This is a genomic window from Agromyces italicus DSM 16388 (assembly GCF_000421545.1).
GTDB classification, from domain to species: domain Bacteria; phylum Actinomycetota; class Actinomycetes; order Actinomycetales; family Microbacteriaceae; genus Agromyces; species Agromyces italicus.
This window is the reverse complement of sequence record NZ_ATXF01000008.1, coordinates 1-16,999: the sequence shown is the minus strand read 5'-3', so window position 1 is coordinate 16,999 and position 16,999 is coordinate 1. Positions and strand designations below refer to the sequence as shown.

The 16,999-nt window shown below is 70.2% G+C and carries 16 protein-coding genes; all 16 read right to left on the bottom strand.

What is annotated here, in order from left to right; translation table 11 throughout:
- Positions 1–59: 59 nt before the first annotated feature.
- Complete coding sequence (der, locus tag H516_RS0112535; protein WP_022890060.1) at positions 60–1,568, bottom strand: ribosome biogenesis GTPase Der; 1,509 nt, start codon at positions 1,566–1,568, stop codon at positions 60–62.
- Between the two features lie 113 nt (positions 1,569–1,681).
- Positions 1,682–2,353 carry a (d)CMP kinase gene (gene cmk, locus H516_RS0112530; protein WP_022890059.1) on the bottom strand — a complete coding sequence of 224 codons (672 nt, stop codon included), beginning with the start codon at positions 2,351–2,353 and terminating at the stop codon, positions 1,682–1,684.
- Positions 2,354–2,398: 45 nt separating this feature from the next.
- On the bottom strand, positions 2,399–3,481 hold the full coding sequence (locus H516_RS0112525) for a prephenate dehydrogenase (RefSeq protein ID WP_022890058.1): 1,083 nt from the start codon (positions 3,479–3,481) through the stop codon (positions 2,399–2,401).
- A 1-nt stretch (position 3,482) separates the two neighbouring features.
- Positions 3,483–4,295 (bottom strand): pseudouridine synthase, encoded by an 813-nt coding sequence (locus H516_RS0112520; RefSeq protein WP_425393479.1) that lies wholly within the window; start codon positions 4,293–4,295, stop codon positions 3,483–3,485.
- Positions 4,285–4,899, bottom strand: coding sequence for an SMC-Scp complex subunit ScpB (gene scpB / locus H516_RS0112515; protein WP_022890056.1), 615 nt, complete (start codon positions 4,897–4,899; stop codon positions 4,285–4,287). Before scpB ends, H516_RS0112520 begins: the two co-directional genes overlap by 11 nt.
- A 184-nt stretch (positions 4,900–5,083) precedes the next feature.
- Positions 5,084–5,935, bottom strand: a complete 852-nt coding sequence (locus H516_RS0112510; RefSeq protein WP_022890055.1) for a segregation and condensation protein A — start codon at positions 5,933–5,935, stop codon at positions 5,084–5,086.
- Positions 5,919–6,806 carry a ParA family protein gene (locus H516_RS0112505; RefSeq protein WP_022890054.1) on the bottom strand — a complete coding sequence of 296 codons (888 nt, stop codon included), beginning with the start codon at positions 6,804–6,806 and terminating at the stop codon, positions 5,919–5,921. Before H516_RS0112505 ends, H516_RS0112510 begins: the two co-directional genes overlap by 17 nt.
- 57 nt (positions 6,807–6,863) lie before the next feature.
- On the bottom strand, positions 6,864–7,769 hold the full coding sequence (gene xerD / locus H516_RS0112500; RefSeq protein ID WP_026378729.1) for a site-specific tyrosine recombinase XerD: 906 nt from the start codon (positions 7,767–7,769) through the stop codon (positions 6,864–6,866).
- The gene (locus tag H516_RS0112495; protein WP_022890052.1) at positions 7,766–8,440 is read right to left on the bottom strand and encodes an NUDIX domain-containing protein; all 675 of its coding nucleotides are present in this window, start codon (positions 8,438–8,440) and stop codon (positions 7,766–7,768) included. Before H516_RS0112495 ends, xerD begins: the two co-directional genes overlap by 4 nt.
- Positions 8,433–10,130 carry a CTP synthase gene (locus tag H516_RS0112490; RefSeq protein ID WP_084620706.1) on the bottom strand — a complete coding sequence of 566 codons (1,698 nt, stop codon included), beginning with the start codon at positions 10,128–10,130 and terminating at the stop codon, positions 8,433–8,435. Before H516_RS0112490 ends, H516_RS0112495 begins: the two co-directional genes overlap by 8 nt.
- Before the next feature lie 140 nt (positions 10,131–10,270).
- Positions 10,271–11,971 carry a DNA repair protein RecN gene (recN, locus tag H516_RS0112485; RefSeq protein WP_022890050.1) on the bottom strand — a complete coding sequence of 567 codons (1,701 nt, stop codon included), beginning with the start codon at positions 11,969–11,971 and terminating at the stop codon, positions 10,271–10,273.
- A 24-nt stretch (positions 11,972–11,995) separates the two neighbouring features.
- Positions 11,996–12,910, bottom strand: a complete 915-nt coding sequence (locus H516_RS0112480; protein ID WP_022890049.1) for an NAD kinase — start codon at positions 12,908–12,910, stop codon at positions 11,996–11,998.
- The gene (locus H516_RS0112475; RefSeq protein ID WP_022890048.1) at positions 12,907–13,716 is read right to left on the bottom strand and encodes a TlyA family RNA methyltransferase; all 810 of its coding nucleotides are present in this window, start codon (positions 13,714–13,716) and stop codon (positions 12,907–12,909) included. The genes H516_RS0112480 and H516_RS0112475 overlap by 4 nt, the downstream gene beginning before the upstream one ends.
- On the bottom strand, positions 13,716–13,904 hold the full coding sequence (locus H516_RS0112470) for a hypothetical protein (protein WP_022890047.1): 189 nt from the start codon (positions 13,902–13,904) through the stop codon (positions 13,716–13,718). The genes H516_RS0112475 and H516_RS0112470 overlap by 1 nt, the downstream gene beginning before the upstream one ends.
- Positions 13,905–13,944: 40 nt before the next feature.
- Entirely contained in the window at positions 13,945–14,979 is a 1,035-nt protein-coding gene (locus H516_RS0112465) for an HAD-IIA family hydrolase (RefSeq protein WP_022890046.1), read from the bottom strand.
- The gene (locus tag H516_RS22735; protein WP_022890045.1) at positions 14,954–16,765 is read right to left on the bottom strand and encodes a hypothetical protein; all 1,812 of its coding nucleotides are present in this window, start codon (positions 16,763–16,765) and stop codon (positions 14,954–14,956) included. The genes H516_RS0112465 and H516_RS22735 overlap by 26 nt, the downstream gene beginning before the upstream one ends.
- Positions 16,766–16,999 lie beyond the last annotated feature (234 nt).

The window sequence follows — 16,999 nt, the reverse complement described above, 5'->3', positions numbered from 1 at the left end:
CGCGGCACCCGTGAACGAGAACGCGGGTGGGCGATCACTCACCCGCCCGCGTCATGCGGCTAACGCTGGCGCTTCTCGCGCACGCGCATGTTGACGACGATGGGAGACCCCTCGAAGCCGTAGATCTCGCGCAGGCGCCGCTGGATGAACCGGCGGTAGCCCGGATCGAGGAACCCGGTCGTGAAGAGCACGAATGTCGGCGGGCGACTCGCCGCCTGCGTGCCGAACAGGATGCGGGGCTGCTTGCCGCCGCGCACGGGGTGCGGGTGCTCCTGCGTGAGCTCGGTGAGGAACGCGTTGAACTTGCCCGTCGGAATGCGGGTGTCCCACGACTCGAGTGCGGTCTCGAGGGCGGGCACGAGTTTCTCGAGGTGGCGGCCGGTGCGGGCCGAGATGTTCACCCGCGGCGCCCAGGCGACGTGGTGCAGGTCCTTCTCGATCTCGCGCTCGAGGTAGCGTCGGCGGTCGTCGTCGAGGAGGTCCCATTTGTTGTACGCGAGCACGAGCGCGCGGCCCGACTCGAGCACGAGGTCGATGATGCGCACATCCTGCTCGGAGATCGGCTGCGAGACATCCAGCAGCACGACCGCGACCTCGGCCTTCTCGAGCGCCGCCTGCGTGCGCAGCGACGCGTAGAAGTCGGCACCCTGTTGCAGATGCACACGGCGGCGGATGCCGGCGGTGTCGACGAAGCGCCAGATCTTGCCGCCGAGCTCGATCTGCTCGTCGACCGGGTCGCGGGTGGTGCCCGCGAGTTCGTTCACGACGACGCGCTCTTCACCGGCGGCTTTGTTGAGCAGCGAGCTCTTGCCGACGTTCGGGCGGCCGAGGATGGCGACGCGGCGAGGTCCGCCGAACTCCTCCTTCGCGACGGCCGAGACCTGCGGCAGCTTCTCGAAGACGGTTTCGAGCATGTCGGCGACGCCTCGGCCGTGCAAGGCCGAGACCGGGTGCGGTTCGCCGAGGCCGAGGTTCCAGAGCGCAGTGGCCTCGGACTCCTGGCGGGCATCGTCGACCTTGTTGGCGACGAGGAACACCGGCTTGTTCGTCTTGCGGAGCAGCCGCACGACGTGCTCGTCGGTCGACGTCGCGCCGACGGTCGCGTCGACGACGAAGAGCACGACGTCGCTGAGGTCGATCGCAACCTCGGCCTGTGCGGCCACCGAGGCGTCGATGCCCTTGGCGTCGGGCTCCCAGCCGCCGGTGTCGACGAGCGTGAAGCGGCGGTCGAGCCACTCGCCCTTGTACGAGACGCGATCGCGCGTCACGCCGGGGGTGTCTTCGACGACGGCCTCGCGGCGGCCGAGGATGCGGTTCACGAGCGCCGACTTGCCGACGTTGGGGCGACCGACGATCGCGATCACCGGGAGCGCGGGGAGGTAGCGGATGCCCTCTTCGCCGCCCTCGGAGATCTCGAGGACCTCGAGGTCGTCGTCGTCGAGTTCGTAGTCGCTGAGGCCGGAGCGGAGCGCTGCGGCCCGCTGCTCGGCGAGTTCGTCGTCGACGACCGAGAGGCGCTCGGCCAGGTCGTCGGCGACGTCGTCGTACTCGTCGCGCTGGTCGGTCATGAATATCTCCTGCAGAAAGTCGTGGGCGCGAATGCGCGCGACTCCCAGTCTGCCGTATGAATGCTGAGAACATCGGATGCCGCAGCTCGCGCTGGCCGCGGCCCGCGCTCCCGCTACTCGGCCGAGACCGACTCGACGACCGCGATCACCGCATCGACGGTCTGGTCGAAGTCGAGTTCGGTCGAGTCGACCACGGTGACGCCGTCGGCGGCGTTGGTGAAGTCGACGACCTTCGAGTCGGCGCGGTCGCGGGCCCGCAGCTGCTCCCCCGTCTTGCCGGCGTCGTGACCGGTGAGTTCGGCGGCACGCCGTGACATCCGTACCTCTTCGGAGGCGGTGAGCAGGATGCGCACCGGGGCATCGGGGGCGACGACCGTCGTGATGTCACGCCCCTCGACGACGATGCCGGGGCGCTGCTCGGCGGCGATGATCGAGCGGAACAGCTCGATGAGGTGCGTGCGTACCCCGGGCACCCGGGCCACGAGGCTCACGACCGACGAGATCTGCGGGTCGCGGATCGCATCGGTGACGTCGGTCGCACCGACGTGCACGCGGTATCCAGAGGGGTCGGTGCCGATGCGGTAGTCGAAGCTCGCGAGGCACGAGACCACGGATGCCGCGTCCTCTGGCTCGACACCCGCGGCCTCGGCGTGCCACGCGAGCGCACGATAGGCGGCGCCGGTGTCGAGGAATCCGTAACCGAGGCGCCGGGCGACGGCCTTCGACACGCTCGACTTGCCGCTGCCGGCCGGGCCGTCGACGGCCACGACGAAGGGGAACTGCACGGATGCCTCCAGATGTTTCCTGATGTTCGAGAATCGCGGGCCGGCTCAGCCGGCGATGCGCCAGCCGCGTCCGGCCAGCTCGTTGCTCAGCCTTTCGGCGGCCTCCGGCACGACCTGCACCTCCGCGAGGCCGACCTGCCGCCCGGGCGAGTGCTCGAGCCGCAGGTCTTCGAGGTTGATGCCGATCTCGCCGATCTCGGCGAGCAGTCGGGCGAGCTGCCCCGGCCGATCGTCGACCATGACGGTGACGGTCGTGAAGCGCTTGTCGGTGCCGTGCTTGCCGGGCAGCCTGGCGACGCCGGTATTGCCGCCGGCGAGCTCCTCGGCGACGCGGCGACGGGCGCCCGGCGCGACGGGGTCGCCGAGCGCGTCGATGAAGCGGTCGAGATCGTCACGCAGGGCGACGAGGATCTCACGCACGGGTGCCGCGTTCGCTCCGAGGATCTGCACCCACAGGTCGGGGTCGCTCGCCGCGATGCGCGTGACGTCGCGCACGCCCTGCCCTGCGAGGCCGAGGGCGGCGCTCGGAGCGTCGATGAATCGGCGCGCCATCACGCTCGACACGACCTGCGGCACGTGCGAGATGAGCGCGACGCCCCGGTCGTGCTCGTCGGTCGTCATCTCGACGAGGACCGCTCCGAGGTCGAGGATGAGGTCGTCGATCGCGCCGGCGCGCTGGTAGCTGATCGCGTCGTGGGCGGCGACCACCCAGGGGCGACCTGCGAAGAGGTCGGCGCGCGCGGCGAGCGGGCCGCCGCGCTCGCGCCCGGCGAGCGGGTGCGAGCCGATGTAGCGCGCGACGTCGGCGCCGGAGGTCTCGAGTTCGGCGAGGATGCCGGCCTTCACGCTCGCGACGTCGGTCACGATCGCGTCGGGGAACGCCGCGAGCTCCTCGGCGACGACGCGAGCGGTCACGTCGGGCGGCACCGCCACCACGACGAGCTGGGGCGCGTCGCCCGGTTCGGCGGCTCGACCCGCTCCGAGGTCGACGGCGAGCGCCACATGCGTGGGCGAGGCATCCGCGAGGATCACGTCGATGCCCCGGGCACGCAGCCCGAGCGCGACGCTGGTGCCGAGCAGACCTGCCCCGACGACCCGCACCGGCCCGGTGAGTCGTGACTCGACCATCTCAGTTCTCCTCGCCCGCTCCGGACTCGAGCTGGGCGGCTCTCGCCTCCCGGGCGATCGTGAGCAGCAGACCCCGCTCGGTCTTCGTCAGCTCGCGCAGCTGACCGGCCCTCAGTGTACCGAGGTGCAGCGGCCCGAACTGGCGACGAACGAGCTCGACCACGGGGTGGCCGACGGCCTTCAGCATGCGGCGCACGATGCGGTTCTTGCCCGAGTGCAGGGTGAGTTGCACCATCGAGTGGCGGGAGTCCCCCTGCGCCTGAAGCAGGCGTGCGCGGTCGGCCTTGATCGGTCCATCCTCGAGCACGATGCCGTTCTTCAGCTGCTGGAGGGTCTGCGGGGCCACCCGCCCGCGCACCTTCGCGATGTAGGTCTTCTCGACGCCGAACGACGGGTGCGCGAGCACGTGCGCGAGCTCGCCGTCGTTCGTCAGCACGAGCAGCCCGCTCGTCTCCGCGTCGAGGCGGCCCACGTTGTAGACGCGTTCCTCGAGCTCGTCGGTGAACTGCCGCAGGTCGGGCCGGCCCTGCTCGTCGCGCATCGACGACACCACCCCGACCGGCTTGTTCAACAGGTAGTAGCGCTTCGCGGTGTCGAGCTGCACCGCGACGCCGTCGACCGAGACGAGATCGGTCTCGGGGTCGACGCGGGTGCCGAGCTCGGTCACAACCTCGCCGTTCACCTCGATGCGCCCCTGCACGATGTACTCCTCGACGACGCGGCGCGAGGCCACGCCCGCCGAGGCGAGCACCTTCTGCAGGCGTTGCCGGTTGCCGTCCGGGCCGTCGTTCACGGCGCCTCGTTCATCGGTCAAGGTCGAATCCCTCCTGGCCGTCGTCGAGCAACGGCGAGATCGGCGGCAGTTCGTCGAGCGAGTTGATGCCGAGGTTCGTGAGCAGCAGCTCGGTGGTTCCGTACAGGATGGCGCCGGTTTCGGGGTCGCTCGACACCTCAGTGACGAGCCCTCGGCCGAGCAGCGTGCGAACGACCGAATCGACGTTCACCGCACGGATCGAGGCGACCTGCGAACGCGAGATCGGCTGCTTGTACGCGATCACCGAGAGCGTCTCGAGCGCCGCCTGCGAGAGCCTCGTCGACGACTGCGTGACGACGAACGAGGTGACGAGCCCGTCGTAGTCGGCGCGCACGTAGAATCGCCAACCGCCGCCGACCTCGCGAAGTTCGAACCCCCGACGGATGCTGCGTGCCGCACCCTCGTCGGCGGGGACATCGGTGCGCGGCTCCCCCGAGACCGCCTCGCCGTCGTAGTCGGCCCGCAGGCGGGCGATCGACGCCCGCACCTCGGCGACCGGGCGGGCGACCGCCGCGGCCAGGTGCACGACGCTCTGGGGTTCGTCGGCGATGAAGAGAATCGCCTCGATCGCGCGATCGAGGTCGAGGCGGGGCTGCCCGGGCACGTCGAGCGGGGTCGCGACCGAGAGCTCGGGGCCGTCGTGTTCCGCGGGCTGAGGGGTCGACGAAGGCGGCGACGCGACACCTTCGGGCGCGCCTTCGGGGTCTCGAGACGGTCGCTCCGCTCCCTCGTCAACCCACGGATTTCGAGACGGTCGCTCCGCTCCCTCCTCAACCCACGGGTGCGGTTCATTCGTCATAGTCGGCCCCCAGGCTCTCGAGGTTCGCGTCGGACCAGCTCTCGGCGGCCCAGTGCAGGGTCAGCTCGCCGAGCGGTTCGAGCTGGTCGAAGCCGATCGCGGCGTGACGGTACAGTTCGAGCACTGCGAGGAAGCGCGCGACCACGACGCCCGGCTGCCCCACCCCGGCGATCAGCTGCCGGAAAGTGACCGGCTCGCCCCGGCGAAGGATCGCGACGAGCTGCGCCGCCTGCTCGCGGATCGACACGAGCGGCGCATGCAGGTGGTCGAGCCCCACGACGGGGATCTCCCGCGGAGTGAGCGCGAACGTCGCGAGCGCCGCGAAGTCCTCGGCGGACAACGACCACACCAGTTCGGGCGCACGCTGCCGGAATTGCGCTTCGAGGCGCACCGTGCGCGCGTGGCGCGATGCCTCGGCGTCGAGGTTGCCGCTGAACCAGCGCGCCGCCTCTTTGAAAGCGCGATACTGCAGCAGCCGGGCGAAGAGCAGGTCGCGCGCCTCGAGCAGCGCGACGTCCTCGGCGTCGACGAGCTCGCCCTGCGGCAGGAGCCCCGCGACCTTGAGGTCGAGCAGGGTCGCCGCGACCACGAGGAACTCGCTCGCACGGTCGAGCTCCTCCTCGGAGTCGAGCCCCTTCAGGTACGAGATGAACTCGTCGGTGACCTTCGACAGCGACACCTCGGTGATGTCGAGCTCGTGCTTCGCGATGAGCGAGAGCAGCAGGTCGAACGGGCCCTCGAAGTTGGTGAGCGCGACTCGGAACCTCGGCTCCGAGCCGCCCAGCGGGGCATCCGTCGCCGGCTCGTGCGCTGAGGCCGACGCCTCAGGCGACCGCGCCACGGAACACCAGCTCCCTGGCGAGCTGCCGGTACGCCTTCGACGCCTGGTGCTCGGGAGCGAACTCGGTGATCGGCGTCGCCGCGACCGTCGCGTCGGGGAACTTCACCGTGCGGGTGATCACCGTCTCGAGCACCTTGTCGCCGAACGCATCGACGACGCGCTCGAGCACCTCGCGCGAGTGCAGCGTGCGCGAGTCGTACATCGTGGCGAGGATGCCGTCGAGCTCGATCGCGGGGTTGAGCCGGTCACGCACCTTGTCGATGGTCTCGATCAGCAGTGCCACTCCGCGCAGTGCGAAGAACTCGCACTCGAGCGGGATGATGACGCCGTGGCTCGCGGTCAGCGCGTTGACGGTGAGGAGGCCGAGCGAGGGCTGGCAGTCGATGAGGATGACGTCGTAGTCGGCGGAGACGCGGCGCAGCACGCCCGCGAGGATCTGCTCGCGCGCGACCTCGGTGACGAGGTGCACCTCGGCGGCCGAGAGGTCGATGTTGGCGGGGATCACGTCGAGGCCCTCGACGCTCGTCCGCTGGATCGCGTCGTTCGGTTCGAACTGCCGCGAGAGCAGGAGATCGTAGATCGTCGGCACGTCGTGGGTCTGCACACCGAGCCCGGCAGACAGCGCGCCCTGCGGGTCGAAGTCGATCGCGAGCACCCGTCGGCCGTACTCGGCGAGCGTCGCGCCGAGGTTGATCGTCGTGGTGGTCTTGCCGACGCCGCCCTTCTGGTTGCAGAGGGCGATGATGCGTGCCGGACCGTGCGAGGCGAGCGCCGCAGGGTCGGGGAACTCCCGATGCGGTCGACCGGTCGGCCCGAGCTCGGGCCCGGGCGAGGTGGTTCCGACCGCCGAGTCCTGCTGGTGCTGCGTCACGTGTCGTCTTCTCTCCTGGGGCGGCGCGGTGCCTGATCGATCTGGGCTTGGTCGATTCTAGCGAGCACGCGGGTGTGCTGCCGTGTACATCTCCCGGAGTGTATCGGCTGTGACGAGGGTGTAGATCTGCGTCGTCGCCACCGAGGAGTGCCCGAGGAGCTCCTGCACGACGCGCACATCGGCACCGCCCTCGAGGAGGTGGGTCGCGAACGAGTGGCGCAGCGTATGCGGCGAGACGGATGCCTCGAGCCCGGCCTTCTCGGCGGCCGCGGTGCTCGCGTCCCACGCGGCCTGGCGCGACATGCGCCGGCCGCGGACCCCGAGGAAGAGCGCGGGCGTCGCCTGCCCTCGTGCGGAGAAGACCGGCCTCGCCCGCACGAGATACGCGCCGACCGCCCGCCTGGCGTAGCTGCCGAGCGGCACGACGCGCTGCTTGCCCCCCTTGCCGAACAGCCGCACGACCTCGTCGTCGATGAGGTCGTCGACGTTCAGCGAGACGGCCTCGGAGACGCGCGCGCCCGTCGCGTAGAGCAGTTCGAGGAGCGCCTGGTCTCGCAGTTCGGCCGGCTCCTCTCCACCGGCGGCGGCGATGAGCGCCTCGACGTCCTCGACGGGGATCGCCTTCGGCAGCCTCGTCGGCAGCTTCGGCGGGCGGAGCTCCTTCGACACGTCGGCCGTGATCTCGCCCTCGTCGGCGAGAAAGCGATGGAGCCCTCGCACCGCCGAGAGCACCCGGGCGATCGACGAGGTCGCGAGCACGGGTTCGCGGTCGGCACCCAGGTAGCGGACGAAGTCGGCGAGGTCGCCCTCGCGCACCCGATCGGGATCGGCGAGCCCGCGGGCGTCGAGCCAGTCGGCGTAGATCGTGAGATCGCGCCGGTACGACGCGATCGTGTTGCGCGCGAGCCCGCGCTCGACGGTCAGGTGCCGCAGGTACCCGTCGACGAGCGCGGCCGTCGTCATGACCCCGTCGCGCCTCGAACCGGCGCGGTGCGGTTCGGCCACGGGGCATCCGCTTCGCCGAGCCCCTGCCAGCCGCGGGCGCGCGCCGCATGGGCCGCGAGCACGGCGATCGAGAGCGGGCCGTTGTGGATGCGCCGGGCGAGCACGGCGTCGACGCAGTCGTCGAGCGGCACCCAGCGCAGCTCCATCTCGGCCTCCTCGGCCTCGCGGGCGAACACCTCGGGTGCCGCTCGGAGCCCGCGAGCGAGATAGACGCGGATCACTTCGTCGCTGCCGCCGGGGGACGGTGCGAAGTCGGCGAGCACCGCCCACTCGGATGCCTCGAGGTCGGCCTCTTCGGCCAGCTCGCGCTGCGCGCCGAGGAGCGGGGGCTCTCCGGCGACGTCGAGCAGCCCGGCGGGAATCTCCCAGTCGCGCATGCGGATCGGGTGCCGGTACTGCTTGATCAGCAGCACGCGATCGTGCTCGTCGAGGGCGAGCACGCCGACGGCGCCGGTGTGGTCCATGAACTCGCGGACGATCTCCTCGCCGTCGAGTTCGAAGCTCTCGCGCCGGATGCTCCAGACCCGGCCCTCGAACACGCGTTCGCTCGAGACGAGCGGGAGCTCGACGCGGTCGTCGGCGAGCAGGTCTCCCTGACCGCCGACGACCGCGTCAGTGGTTTCAGCCATTGTTGACGTCGAACAGTCGGCTCGCCTGCTGGCGTTCGATCGCCGCAGCGACGAGACCGCGGAACAGCGGGTGCGCGTCGTTCGGACGGCTGCGCAGCTCGGGGTGCGCCTGGGTTCCGACGTAGAACGGGTGCACCTCGCGCGGCAGCTCGACGAACTCGACCAGATTGCGGTCGGGCGAGAGGCCCGAGAACACGAGCCCGGCCTCGGCGATGCGGTCGCGGTACGCGTTGTTCACCTCGTAGCGGTGACGGTGACGCTCGCTCACCTCGGTCGATCCGTAGAGCTCGGCGGCGATGGTGCCCTCGCCGAGCGCGGCCGGGTAGAGACCGAGACGCATCGTGCCGCCGAGGTCGCCCCCGGCGATGATCTCGACTTGCTCCTCCATCGTCGCGATGACGGGGAACTGCGTGTCGGGGTCGAACTCGCTCGACGATGCGCCGGGCAGACCGGCCATGTTGCGCGAGTACTCGATGACCATGCACTGGAGGCCGAGGCAGAGGCCGAGCACCGGCAGTCCGTTCTCACGGGCGAAGTGCAGCGCCCCGAGCTTGCCCTCGATGCCGCGCACCCCGAACCCGCCGGGCACGCAGATGCCGTCGAGGTGAGCGAGGTGCTTCTGCGCCCCTTCAGGGGTCTTGCACTCGTCCGACGGGATCCACTCGATCTTCACCTTCGCCTCATTCGCGAAGCCGCCGGCGCGCAGGGCCTCGGTGACCGAGAGGTAGGCGTCGGGCAGGTCGATGTACTTGCCGACGAGGCCGATCGTGACCTCGTGCTTCGGGTCGTGCACGACGCGGAGCAGGTCGCTCCAGCCCGACCAGTCGACCGCATCCGACTTCTCGTCGAGGCCGAGCGAGTCGATGATGTAGGCGTCGAGGCCCTGCTCGTGCAGCATCGTCGGGATCTCGTAGATCGACGGCACGTCGACCGCGTTCACCACGGCGCCCTCGTCGACGTCGCACATGAGCGCGATCTTGCGCTTGTTCGCCTCGGTGACGGGGCGGTCGCTCCGGAGTACGAGTGCGTCGGGCTGGATGCCGATCGAACGGAGCGCGGCGACGGAGTGCTGCGTCGGCTTCGTCTTCTGCTCACCCGAGGCACCCATGAACGGCACCAGCGACACGTGCACGAAGAACACGTTCTTGCGGCCGAGTTCGTGACGGACCTGGCGGGCCGACTCGATGAACGGCTGCGATTCGATGTCGCCGACCGTGCCGCCGATCTCGGTGATGATCACGTCGGGCTTCGGAGTCTCGGTCGCCTGCAGACGCATGCGTCGCTTGATCTCGTCGGTGATGTGCGGGATCACCTGCACCGTGTCGCCGAGGTACTCGCCGCGGCGCTCCTTCGCGATCACCGTCGAGTAGATCTGGCCGGTCGTGACGTTCGCCGCCTGGCTCAGGTCGATGTCGAGGAACCGCTCGTAGTGCCCGATGTCGAGGTCGGTCTCGGCGCCGTCGTCGGTCACGAAGACCTCGCCGTGCTGGAACGGGTTCATCGTTCCGGGATCGACGTTCAGATAGGGGTCGAGCTTCTGCATGACCACTCGGAGCCCCCGAGCCGTCAGAAGATTGCCCAGGCTCGCTGCCGTGAGGCCCTTGCCCAACGAAGAAACGACACCACCGGTCACGAAAATGTGCTTGGTCACGCCGTTGGTCGGCTCAGTGTTCGAATTGTCTGCGCTCAGCGCTGTTCCGCGTTCATCCACCACGGGCTTATATTCTAACCCACGTTCCTGACCGGTCGTCCCGACATGCCCCACGCGTTCCCCCTTCGTTCGTTCGAGACCGCTCCGGTCTCGTCGTTCCCGGCCTTCGGCCGCCCTCGTCAGGCCGCGCGCTCCGACGCGATCTCGAGCAGTTCGCGTGCGTGTGCAAGTCCGCTCTCGGAGTCGGCGAGACCCGAGAGCAACCGCGCCATCTCGGCCTCGCGTTCGGCCCCGACGAGCTGCTTGACGCTCGACGCGGTCACCGCACCGTCGGTGCCCTTCACGACGCTCAAGTGGTTCGACGCGAAGGCGGCGACCTGTGCGAGGTGCGTGACGACGATGACCTGCGAGCGCTCGGCGAGTCGTGCCAGGCGACGACCGATCTCGATCGCCGCTGCGCCGCCGACGCCCGCATCGACCTCGTCGAAGACGAACGTCGGCACCGGGTCGTTACCGGCGATGACGACCTCGATCGCGAGCATGACCCGCGAGAGCTCACCGCCCGACGCGCCTCGGGAGACCGAACGCGGCTCCGCACCGGGATGCGGGCTCAGGAGGATCGCGACGTGATCGCGCCCGTGCACGGAGGGCTCGGCGACCGGCTCGACGCTCACCGTGAGCGAGGCGTCGGGCATGGCGAGGGCGGCGAGCTCGTGCGTGACCGCCTCGGCGAGACGCGCCGCAGCGTCGGTGCGCTGCTCCGTGATGCGGGTCGCGAGCCGGTCGACGTCGGCGGCCGACGATTCGACCGCAACCTCGAGCAGGGAGATGCGATCGTCGTCGCCGTCGAGCTCGATGAGCCGAAGCCCGCCGTCGCGCCGGAACGCCAGCACCTCGTCGAGTTCGCCGCCGTGCCGCCGGACGAGGGCACCGAGCAGCGCTCGGCGCTCGTTCACGATCTCGAGCTCACGGGCCCCGTCGGCGTCGAGACCGGTGAGGTACCCCGCGAGTTCGGCTGCCGCCTCCGCGAGCAGGAAGCCGGCGTTCGTCAGCATCTCGGCGATCGGTACCAGAGCGACGTCGTGCGCGGCAACCCGGTCGAGGTGCCGTCTGGCGGCCTCGACAAGCGTCACGGCGTCGGGCGCGTCATCGACGATCTCGTCGGCGGAGAGGAGCGCGCGCGCCTGCGCAGCCTCGAGCCGGAGCTCCTCGAGGTTCGAGAGACGATCGGCGCGCTCGGAGAGTTCTGCGTCTTCACCCGGCTGCGGGTCGGCGGCTTCGATCTCGTCGAGCTCGGCCCGAAGCTCCTCGGCTTCACGCGCACGCGCCTCGTGCTCGTCTCTGAGCCGGGTGAGCTCGGCGGCGTCGGCACGCCAGCGCTCGAACACCGCGCGGTACTCGTCGATGGTCGCTGCGAGCGTCGGACCGGCGAAGCGGTCGAGCGCCTCGCGCTGCGCGACGGCGGACCGCAGTCGCTGCTGATCGGCCTGACCGTGCACCACGACGAGTTCGTCGCCGAGCTCGGCGAGCACCCCCACCGGTGCGCTCCGGCCGCCCACCACGGCGCGGCTGCGCCCCTCCGATGAGACGGATCGACCGAGCAACAGCTCACCCGCCTCGATCTCGCCACCCGTCTCGGCGACCCGCTCGGCGATCGGACCTTCGTCGGCGACGATCCAGCGCCCTTCGACCCACGCCTGCTTCGCGCCGGAACGTACGGCCCCGGCATCCGATCGGGCCCCGAGCAGCAGGCCGAGCGCGGTGACCACCATCGTCTTGCCCGCACCGGTCTCACCCGTGACCGCGGTGAAGCCGGCACCGAGCGGTAGCGTCGCCTCCGCGATCACGCCGAGGTCGCGGATGCCCAGTTCTTCGATCATCGGGCTCCCTCGTTCAGCGAAGACTCATTCACGTCCGGCCGGCCCCCTCCAGCCCGTCACGGGCAGTTGGAACTTGTTGACGAGCCGGTCGGTGAACGGTGCTTCGTGGAGGCGCGCGAGACGCACCGGCACGTCGGACTTGCGCACGATCACGCGGGCACCGGGCGGCAGGTCGAAGGTGCGTCGGCCGTCGCACCAGATGACCGCCGAAGTCTCGGTGCGTTGCAGGATCTCGACGGCGAGGGAGGAGTCGGCGCCCACCACGAGCGGACGGGCGAAGAGCGCGTGGGCGCTGAGCGGCACGAGGAGCAGCGCCTCGAGGCCGGGCCACACGATCGGACCGCCCGCCGAGAACGAGTACGCCGTCGACCCCGTCGGCGTCGACATCACCACGCCGTCGCAGCCGAACGACGAGAGCGGGCGGCGATCGACCTCGATGACCACCTCGAGCATGCGCTCGCGCTCGGCCTTCTCGACCGTCGCCTCGTTGAGCGCCCAGCTCTCGTAGACGACCTCGTCGCCGACCTTCGCGCGCACCGACAGCGTCATGCGCTCCTCGACCGTGTAGTCGCGCGCCAACGCCCGCGAGACGGTGTAGCCGAGGTCGTCGCGTTCGCTTTCGGCGAGGAACCCGACGTGCCCGAGATTCACCCCGAGCAGCGGGACGGGAGCGTCGCGGATCAGCTCGGCCGCCCGCAGGATGGTGCCGTCGCCGCCGAGGACGATGACGAGCTCGATGAGGCCGGGATCGATGTCTTCGAAGCGGGCCACACCGCCGTTCAGCGCAGGCACGAAGGTGTGCACGTCGTCCCAGTGCTCGGCGGCGATCACCGGGATCGCGCCGGCATCGAGCAGCTGCGTGCAGACTTCGCCCGTCGCCTCGAGGGCAGCCTGGCGCCCGGTGTGGGAGACCACGAGGAAATGCCGTGCGTCGTTCACCCGTGCGCTCCTCCTGTCAGTTCGTCGACCCGACTCGACCATTCTGACGGATCGGAGCCGGCCGTCGCGCTGAGATGCACGAGGAACTCGCGGTTGCCGTGGGAGCCGGCGATTGGGGAGGAGGTGACGCCCACCGTGTGCAACCCGAGATCGTGGGCCGCCCACAGCACGTTCATGACGGCCTCGGAGCGCAGCGCCGCATCGTGGACGATGCCTTCGCGCACTCCCCCTCGGCCGACCTCGAACTGCGGCTTCACGAGGAGCACGAAGTCGGCCGAGGGCGCGGCCGTCTCACGGAGTGCGGGCAGCACGGTCGGGAGCGAGATGAACGACAGGTCGGCCGTCACGAGCGACGGGCGCTCGGCGACGCCCGTCGACGCCGCGAGCGACTCGGCGGTGAGATGGCGCACATTGCAGCCCTCGACGAGCACGAGCCCTGCTGCGTCGACAAGCTGGGGCGCGAGCTGCCCGTGCCCCACATCGACGGCGAGCACCGTTTTCGCGCCGCGCTCGAGCAGGACCTGGCTGAACCCACCGGTCGAGGCACCTGCGTCGAGCGCGACGCGCCCGCCGGGCGAGACCTCGAACGCGTCGAGCGCCGCGATCAGTTTGTGGGCGGCGCGGCTCACATAGTGGTCGGATGCCGCGACCACGAGTGCGGCGTCGGGCGCGACCTTCACGGACGGCTTCACGACGGGCCGGCCGTCGACCGTCACGAGCCCTCCGGCGATCAGGGTCGCCGCGTGCGTGCGCGATCGGGCGAGACCCCGGCTCGCGAGTGCGGCGTCGAGTCGCTGTTCGGTCATCACCGGGGCGAGACGCGCGACGGGTCGGACTGCTCGAGCTCGTCACGCAGTCGCGCGGCGAGGGCATCGTAGGCGGGAGCTCGTTCGGCGAGCGGCAGGTCGTCGATCTCGGCCAGTGCGGCGCGCGCCTCGTCGCCGAGTGCGCCCGTCTCGTCGGCGCCGAAGTCGGTGTCGTCGTCAGTGCTCACGAGTCCACGGTACCCCGGGCCGCCGACACCGACGCGATCATCACGAATACAGGCGCGTCGGCACGTCGAGTGCGTGGATCGCGATGCCGGAACTCCAGATCGCCGCGCAGGACGCACGCAAGAGATCGAGCGCATCGCCGCCGTCCGACAGGATCTCGACGCGACCGCCCTCGACCACGACCTTCGCCCCGCGCACGCGGATCGCGCCCCCGCGCCGCTGCTCGACGATCGGATACGGCTCGTGCAGCCCCCTGAGGTCGGCGAGGATGAAGTCGGGGCGGCTCTTGGCGTCGGCGGCGAGCAGCTGCTTCGCCCGATCGATGCCCGTCAGCACGATCGCGCTCGCCATGCCGGCGCGGTTCGCTCCGAGGATGTCGGTGTCGAGCCGGTCGCCCACGACGAGGGGGGTCGTCGCCGCGAAGCGACGACGCGCCTCCTCGAAGATCGGTGTCTCGGGCTTGCCCGCGACGAGCGGGAACCGGCCGACCGCGGTGTGCACCGCCGACACCAGGGTGCCGTTGCCGGGCGCGATGCCCCGTGCGACCGGAATCGTCCAGTCCATGTTGGTGGCGATCCACGGGATGCCGGGCGTCGCGGCATCCGGACCGCCGCGCGCGTTGAGCGCGAACGCCGCCTCGGCCAGGTCCTTCCAACCGATCTCGGGGGCGAAGCCCTGCACCACGGCGTCGGGTGCGTCATCGGCCGAACGGGTGACCCGGTACCCGCGCTTGCGCAGTTCGACCTCGATGCCCTCGCCGCCGACGACCATCACGAGGGCCCCCGCGTCGACCTGTCCTTCGAGCAGCTGCATCGCCGCCTGCGGCGAGGTCACGACCTCTTCGGGCACGACGTCGAGGCCCAGCTCGGCGAGGTGCCCGGCGACGGAGGCGTCACTGCGGGAGGCGTTGTTCGTGATGTAGCCGAGTGCACGACCGGGCTTGACCAGATTGAGGCTCTCCACCGCATACGGGATCGCGCCGGCGCCGGCGTAGACGACCCCGTCGAGATCGGCGAAGACCGCGTCGACACCGTCGAGCGGCGTCGACGGCTCAGTCTTGGTGCGGAACAGCGCCATCGGCGTCGCCCCCGTCAGACCTCGATGAGGCTTCGGCGTCGAGCGCCTCGCCCTCGGCGAGCACCGCAGCCACATCGTCTTCGAGCACGGCGCCAGGGTCCTCGAGCTCGGCGAGTTCGGGGGCCGCAGGGGTCGTTTCGACCGGTTCCTCTCCATCAGCCTCGGTCTCGGCGTCGACGACGGCGACGTCGACGTCGACCTCAGCCTCGTCGTCGCCCTCGAGTTCGAAGATCTCGACGAACTCCGCCTCGGCGGGGCCGCCGAGGGCGACCTCGGCACGAGCCGCACGGGTTCGCCATTCGGCGGCCTCCGCATCGCGGCCGAGTTCTTCGAGTACCTCGGCGTATGCGGAGAAGAGCGCAGGGCTGTACGAGAACGCACGATCGGGGTCGAGCTGCGGGATCTCGAGCTCGGAGAGCGCCAGTTCGGGCTGCTCGAGGTCGAGGCGCGCGCCGGACATCGCGATCGCGAGACCGACCTGCACGGCCGCGGGCAGCTCGCCGCGATCGACCGCACGACCGACCTCGAGCGCACGGTCGGGTCGACCGACGCCGCGCTCGCTGTCGACCATCAGCGGCAATTGGTCGTTGCTTCCCGAGATGCGGCGGTACGTCCGGAGTTCGCGGAGCGCCAGGGTGAAGTCGCCGGTCGCGTAGGCGGTGATCGCGAGCGTCTCGCGCACGACCGCAATTCGGCCGGCGCGCCGCGCGGCGGACATCGCGTGTCGGTGGGCGAGTTCCGGGTCCGCTTCGAGCAGCTCGGATGCCGCGACGAGATGCCGTGCGACCCAGTCGGCATTCTCCTTGCTGAGCGTCTTCAGCTCGGCGCGTGCACCTTTGTCGAGATCACGCGGGTCGATCCGCTCGGGAATGAAGGGGTCGTCGTGACGGGGGCGAACCGCGAGGTCGGCCGCACCGTAGCGTTCGCGCGGCGCCTCGTCGTCTCGATGACCACCGGAGCGCGGAGCATCCCGGCGGTCACCGTAGGGCTTCCGATCACCGCGGTCGCCGTACGGCTTGCGATCGTCGCGAGCACTGTAGGGCTTGCGATCACCGCGGTCGCCGTACGGCTTGCGATCGTCGCGAGCACTGTAGGGCTTGCGATCGTCGCGAGCACCGTAGGGCTTCCGGTCGCCGCGGTCGCCATACGGCTTCCGGTCATCGCGAGCACCGTGCGAACGCTGACCATCGCGGTCACCGTAGGGCTTGCGCTCACCACGGTCGGCATACAGCTTCCGGTCGCCGCGGTCGCCATACGGCTTCCGGTCATCGCGAGCACCGTGCGAACGCTGACCATCGCGGTCACCGTAGGGCTTGCGCTCACCACGGTCGGCATACAGCTTCCGGTCGCCGCGGTCGCCATACGGCTTCCGGTCATCGCGAGCACCGTGCGAACGCTGACCATCGCGGTCACCGTAGGGCTTCCGCTCACCACGGTCGGCATACGGCTTCCGCTCGCCGCGGTCGCCATACGGCTTCCGGTCGTCACGAGCGCCGTGCGAACGCTGACCATCGCGGTCGCCGTACGGCTTCCGCTCACCACGGTCGCCATAGGGCTTCCGATCGTCGCGCGAACCGTACGAGCGCTTCTGGTTGCGGTCACCGTAGGACTTGCGATCGTCGCGCTGCTCGTAGGGGCGCTTCGCGCCGCGATCGCCGCTCGATGGCCGCCGGTCGCCCGAAGACCCCGTCGTCTTCCGCGCACCCGCGCCACCGCGGGCGCTGTCGCCCTGCTTCGCCCGATCGGGTCGGTTCTGGTCGGCCGAGTCCTGGCTCGATTCGCTCACGCTGTTCCTGTCATTGGGAGTCTCGTCAGACTCAACCGTACTGCGGGTCTCCGCCCGCGGACCTGTTCACCCAGGACGAGCGGCCGGCGCTCGCGTTCGAGGCGCCGCTCATCGGTGCGACGAGCCACCTTTCCGTGGTGTTGGTGTTAAAGGCGAAGAGCCGCCCACGTGGTGGGCGGCTCTTCGTAATGTTTGTCCGGCGGTGTCCTACTCTCCCACAGGGTCCCCCCTGCA

Excerpts from the sequence above, each read along its gene's own strand:
- der (WP_022890060.1), bottom strand. The coding sequence starts at position 1,568 with ATGACCGACCAGCGCGACGAGTACGACGACGTCGCCGACGACCTGGCC.
- H516_RS0112525 (WP_022890058.1), bottom strand. The coding sequence starts at position 3,481 with ATGGTCGAGTCACGACTCACCGGGCCGGTGCGGGTCGTCGGGGCAGGT.
- xerD (WP_026378729.1), bottom strand. The coding sequence starts at position 7,769 with ATGACGACGGCCGCGCTCGTCGACGGGTACCTGCGGCACCTGACCGTC.
- H516_RS0112495 (WP_022890052.1), bottom strand. The coding sequence starts at position 8,440 with ATGGCTGAAACCACTGACGCGGTCGTCGGCGGTCAGGGAGACCTGCTC.
- recN (WP_022890050.1), bottom strand. The coding sequence starts at position 11,971 with ATGATCGAAGAACTGGGCATCCGCGACCTCGGCGTGATCGCGGAGGCG.
- H516_RS0112475 (WP_022890048.1), bottom strand. The coding sequence starts at position 13,716 with ATGACCGAACAGCGACTCGACGCCGCACTCGCGAGCCGGGGTCTCGCC.
- H516_RS0112465 (WP_022890046.1), bottom strand. The coding sequence starts at position 14,979 with ATGGCGCTGTTCCGCACCAAGACTGAGCCGTCGACGCCGCTCGACGGT.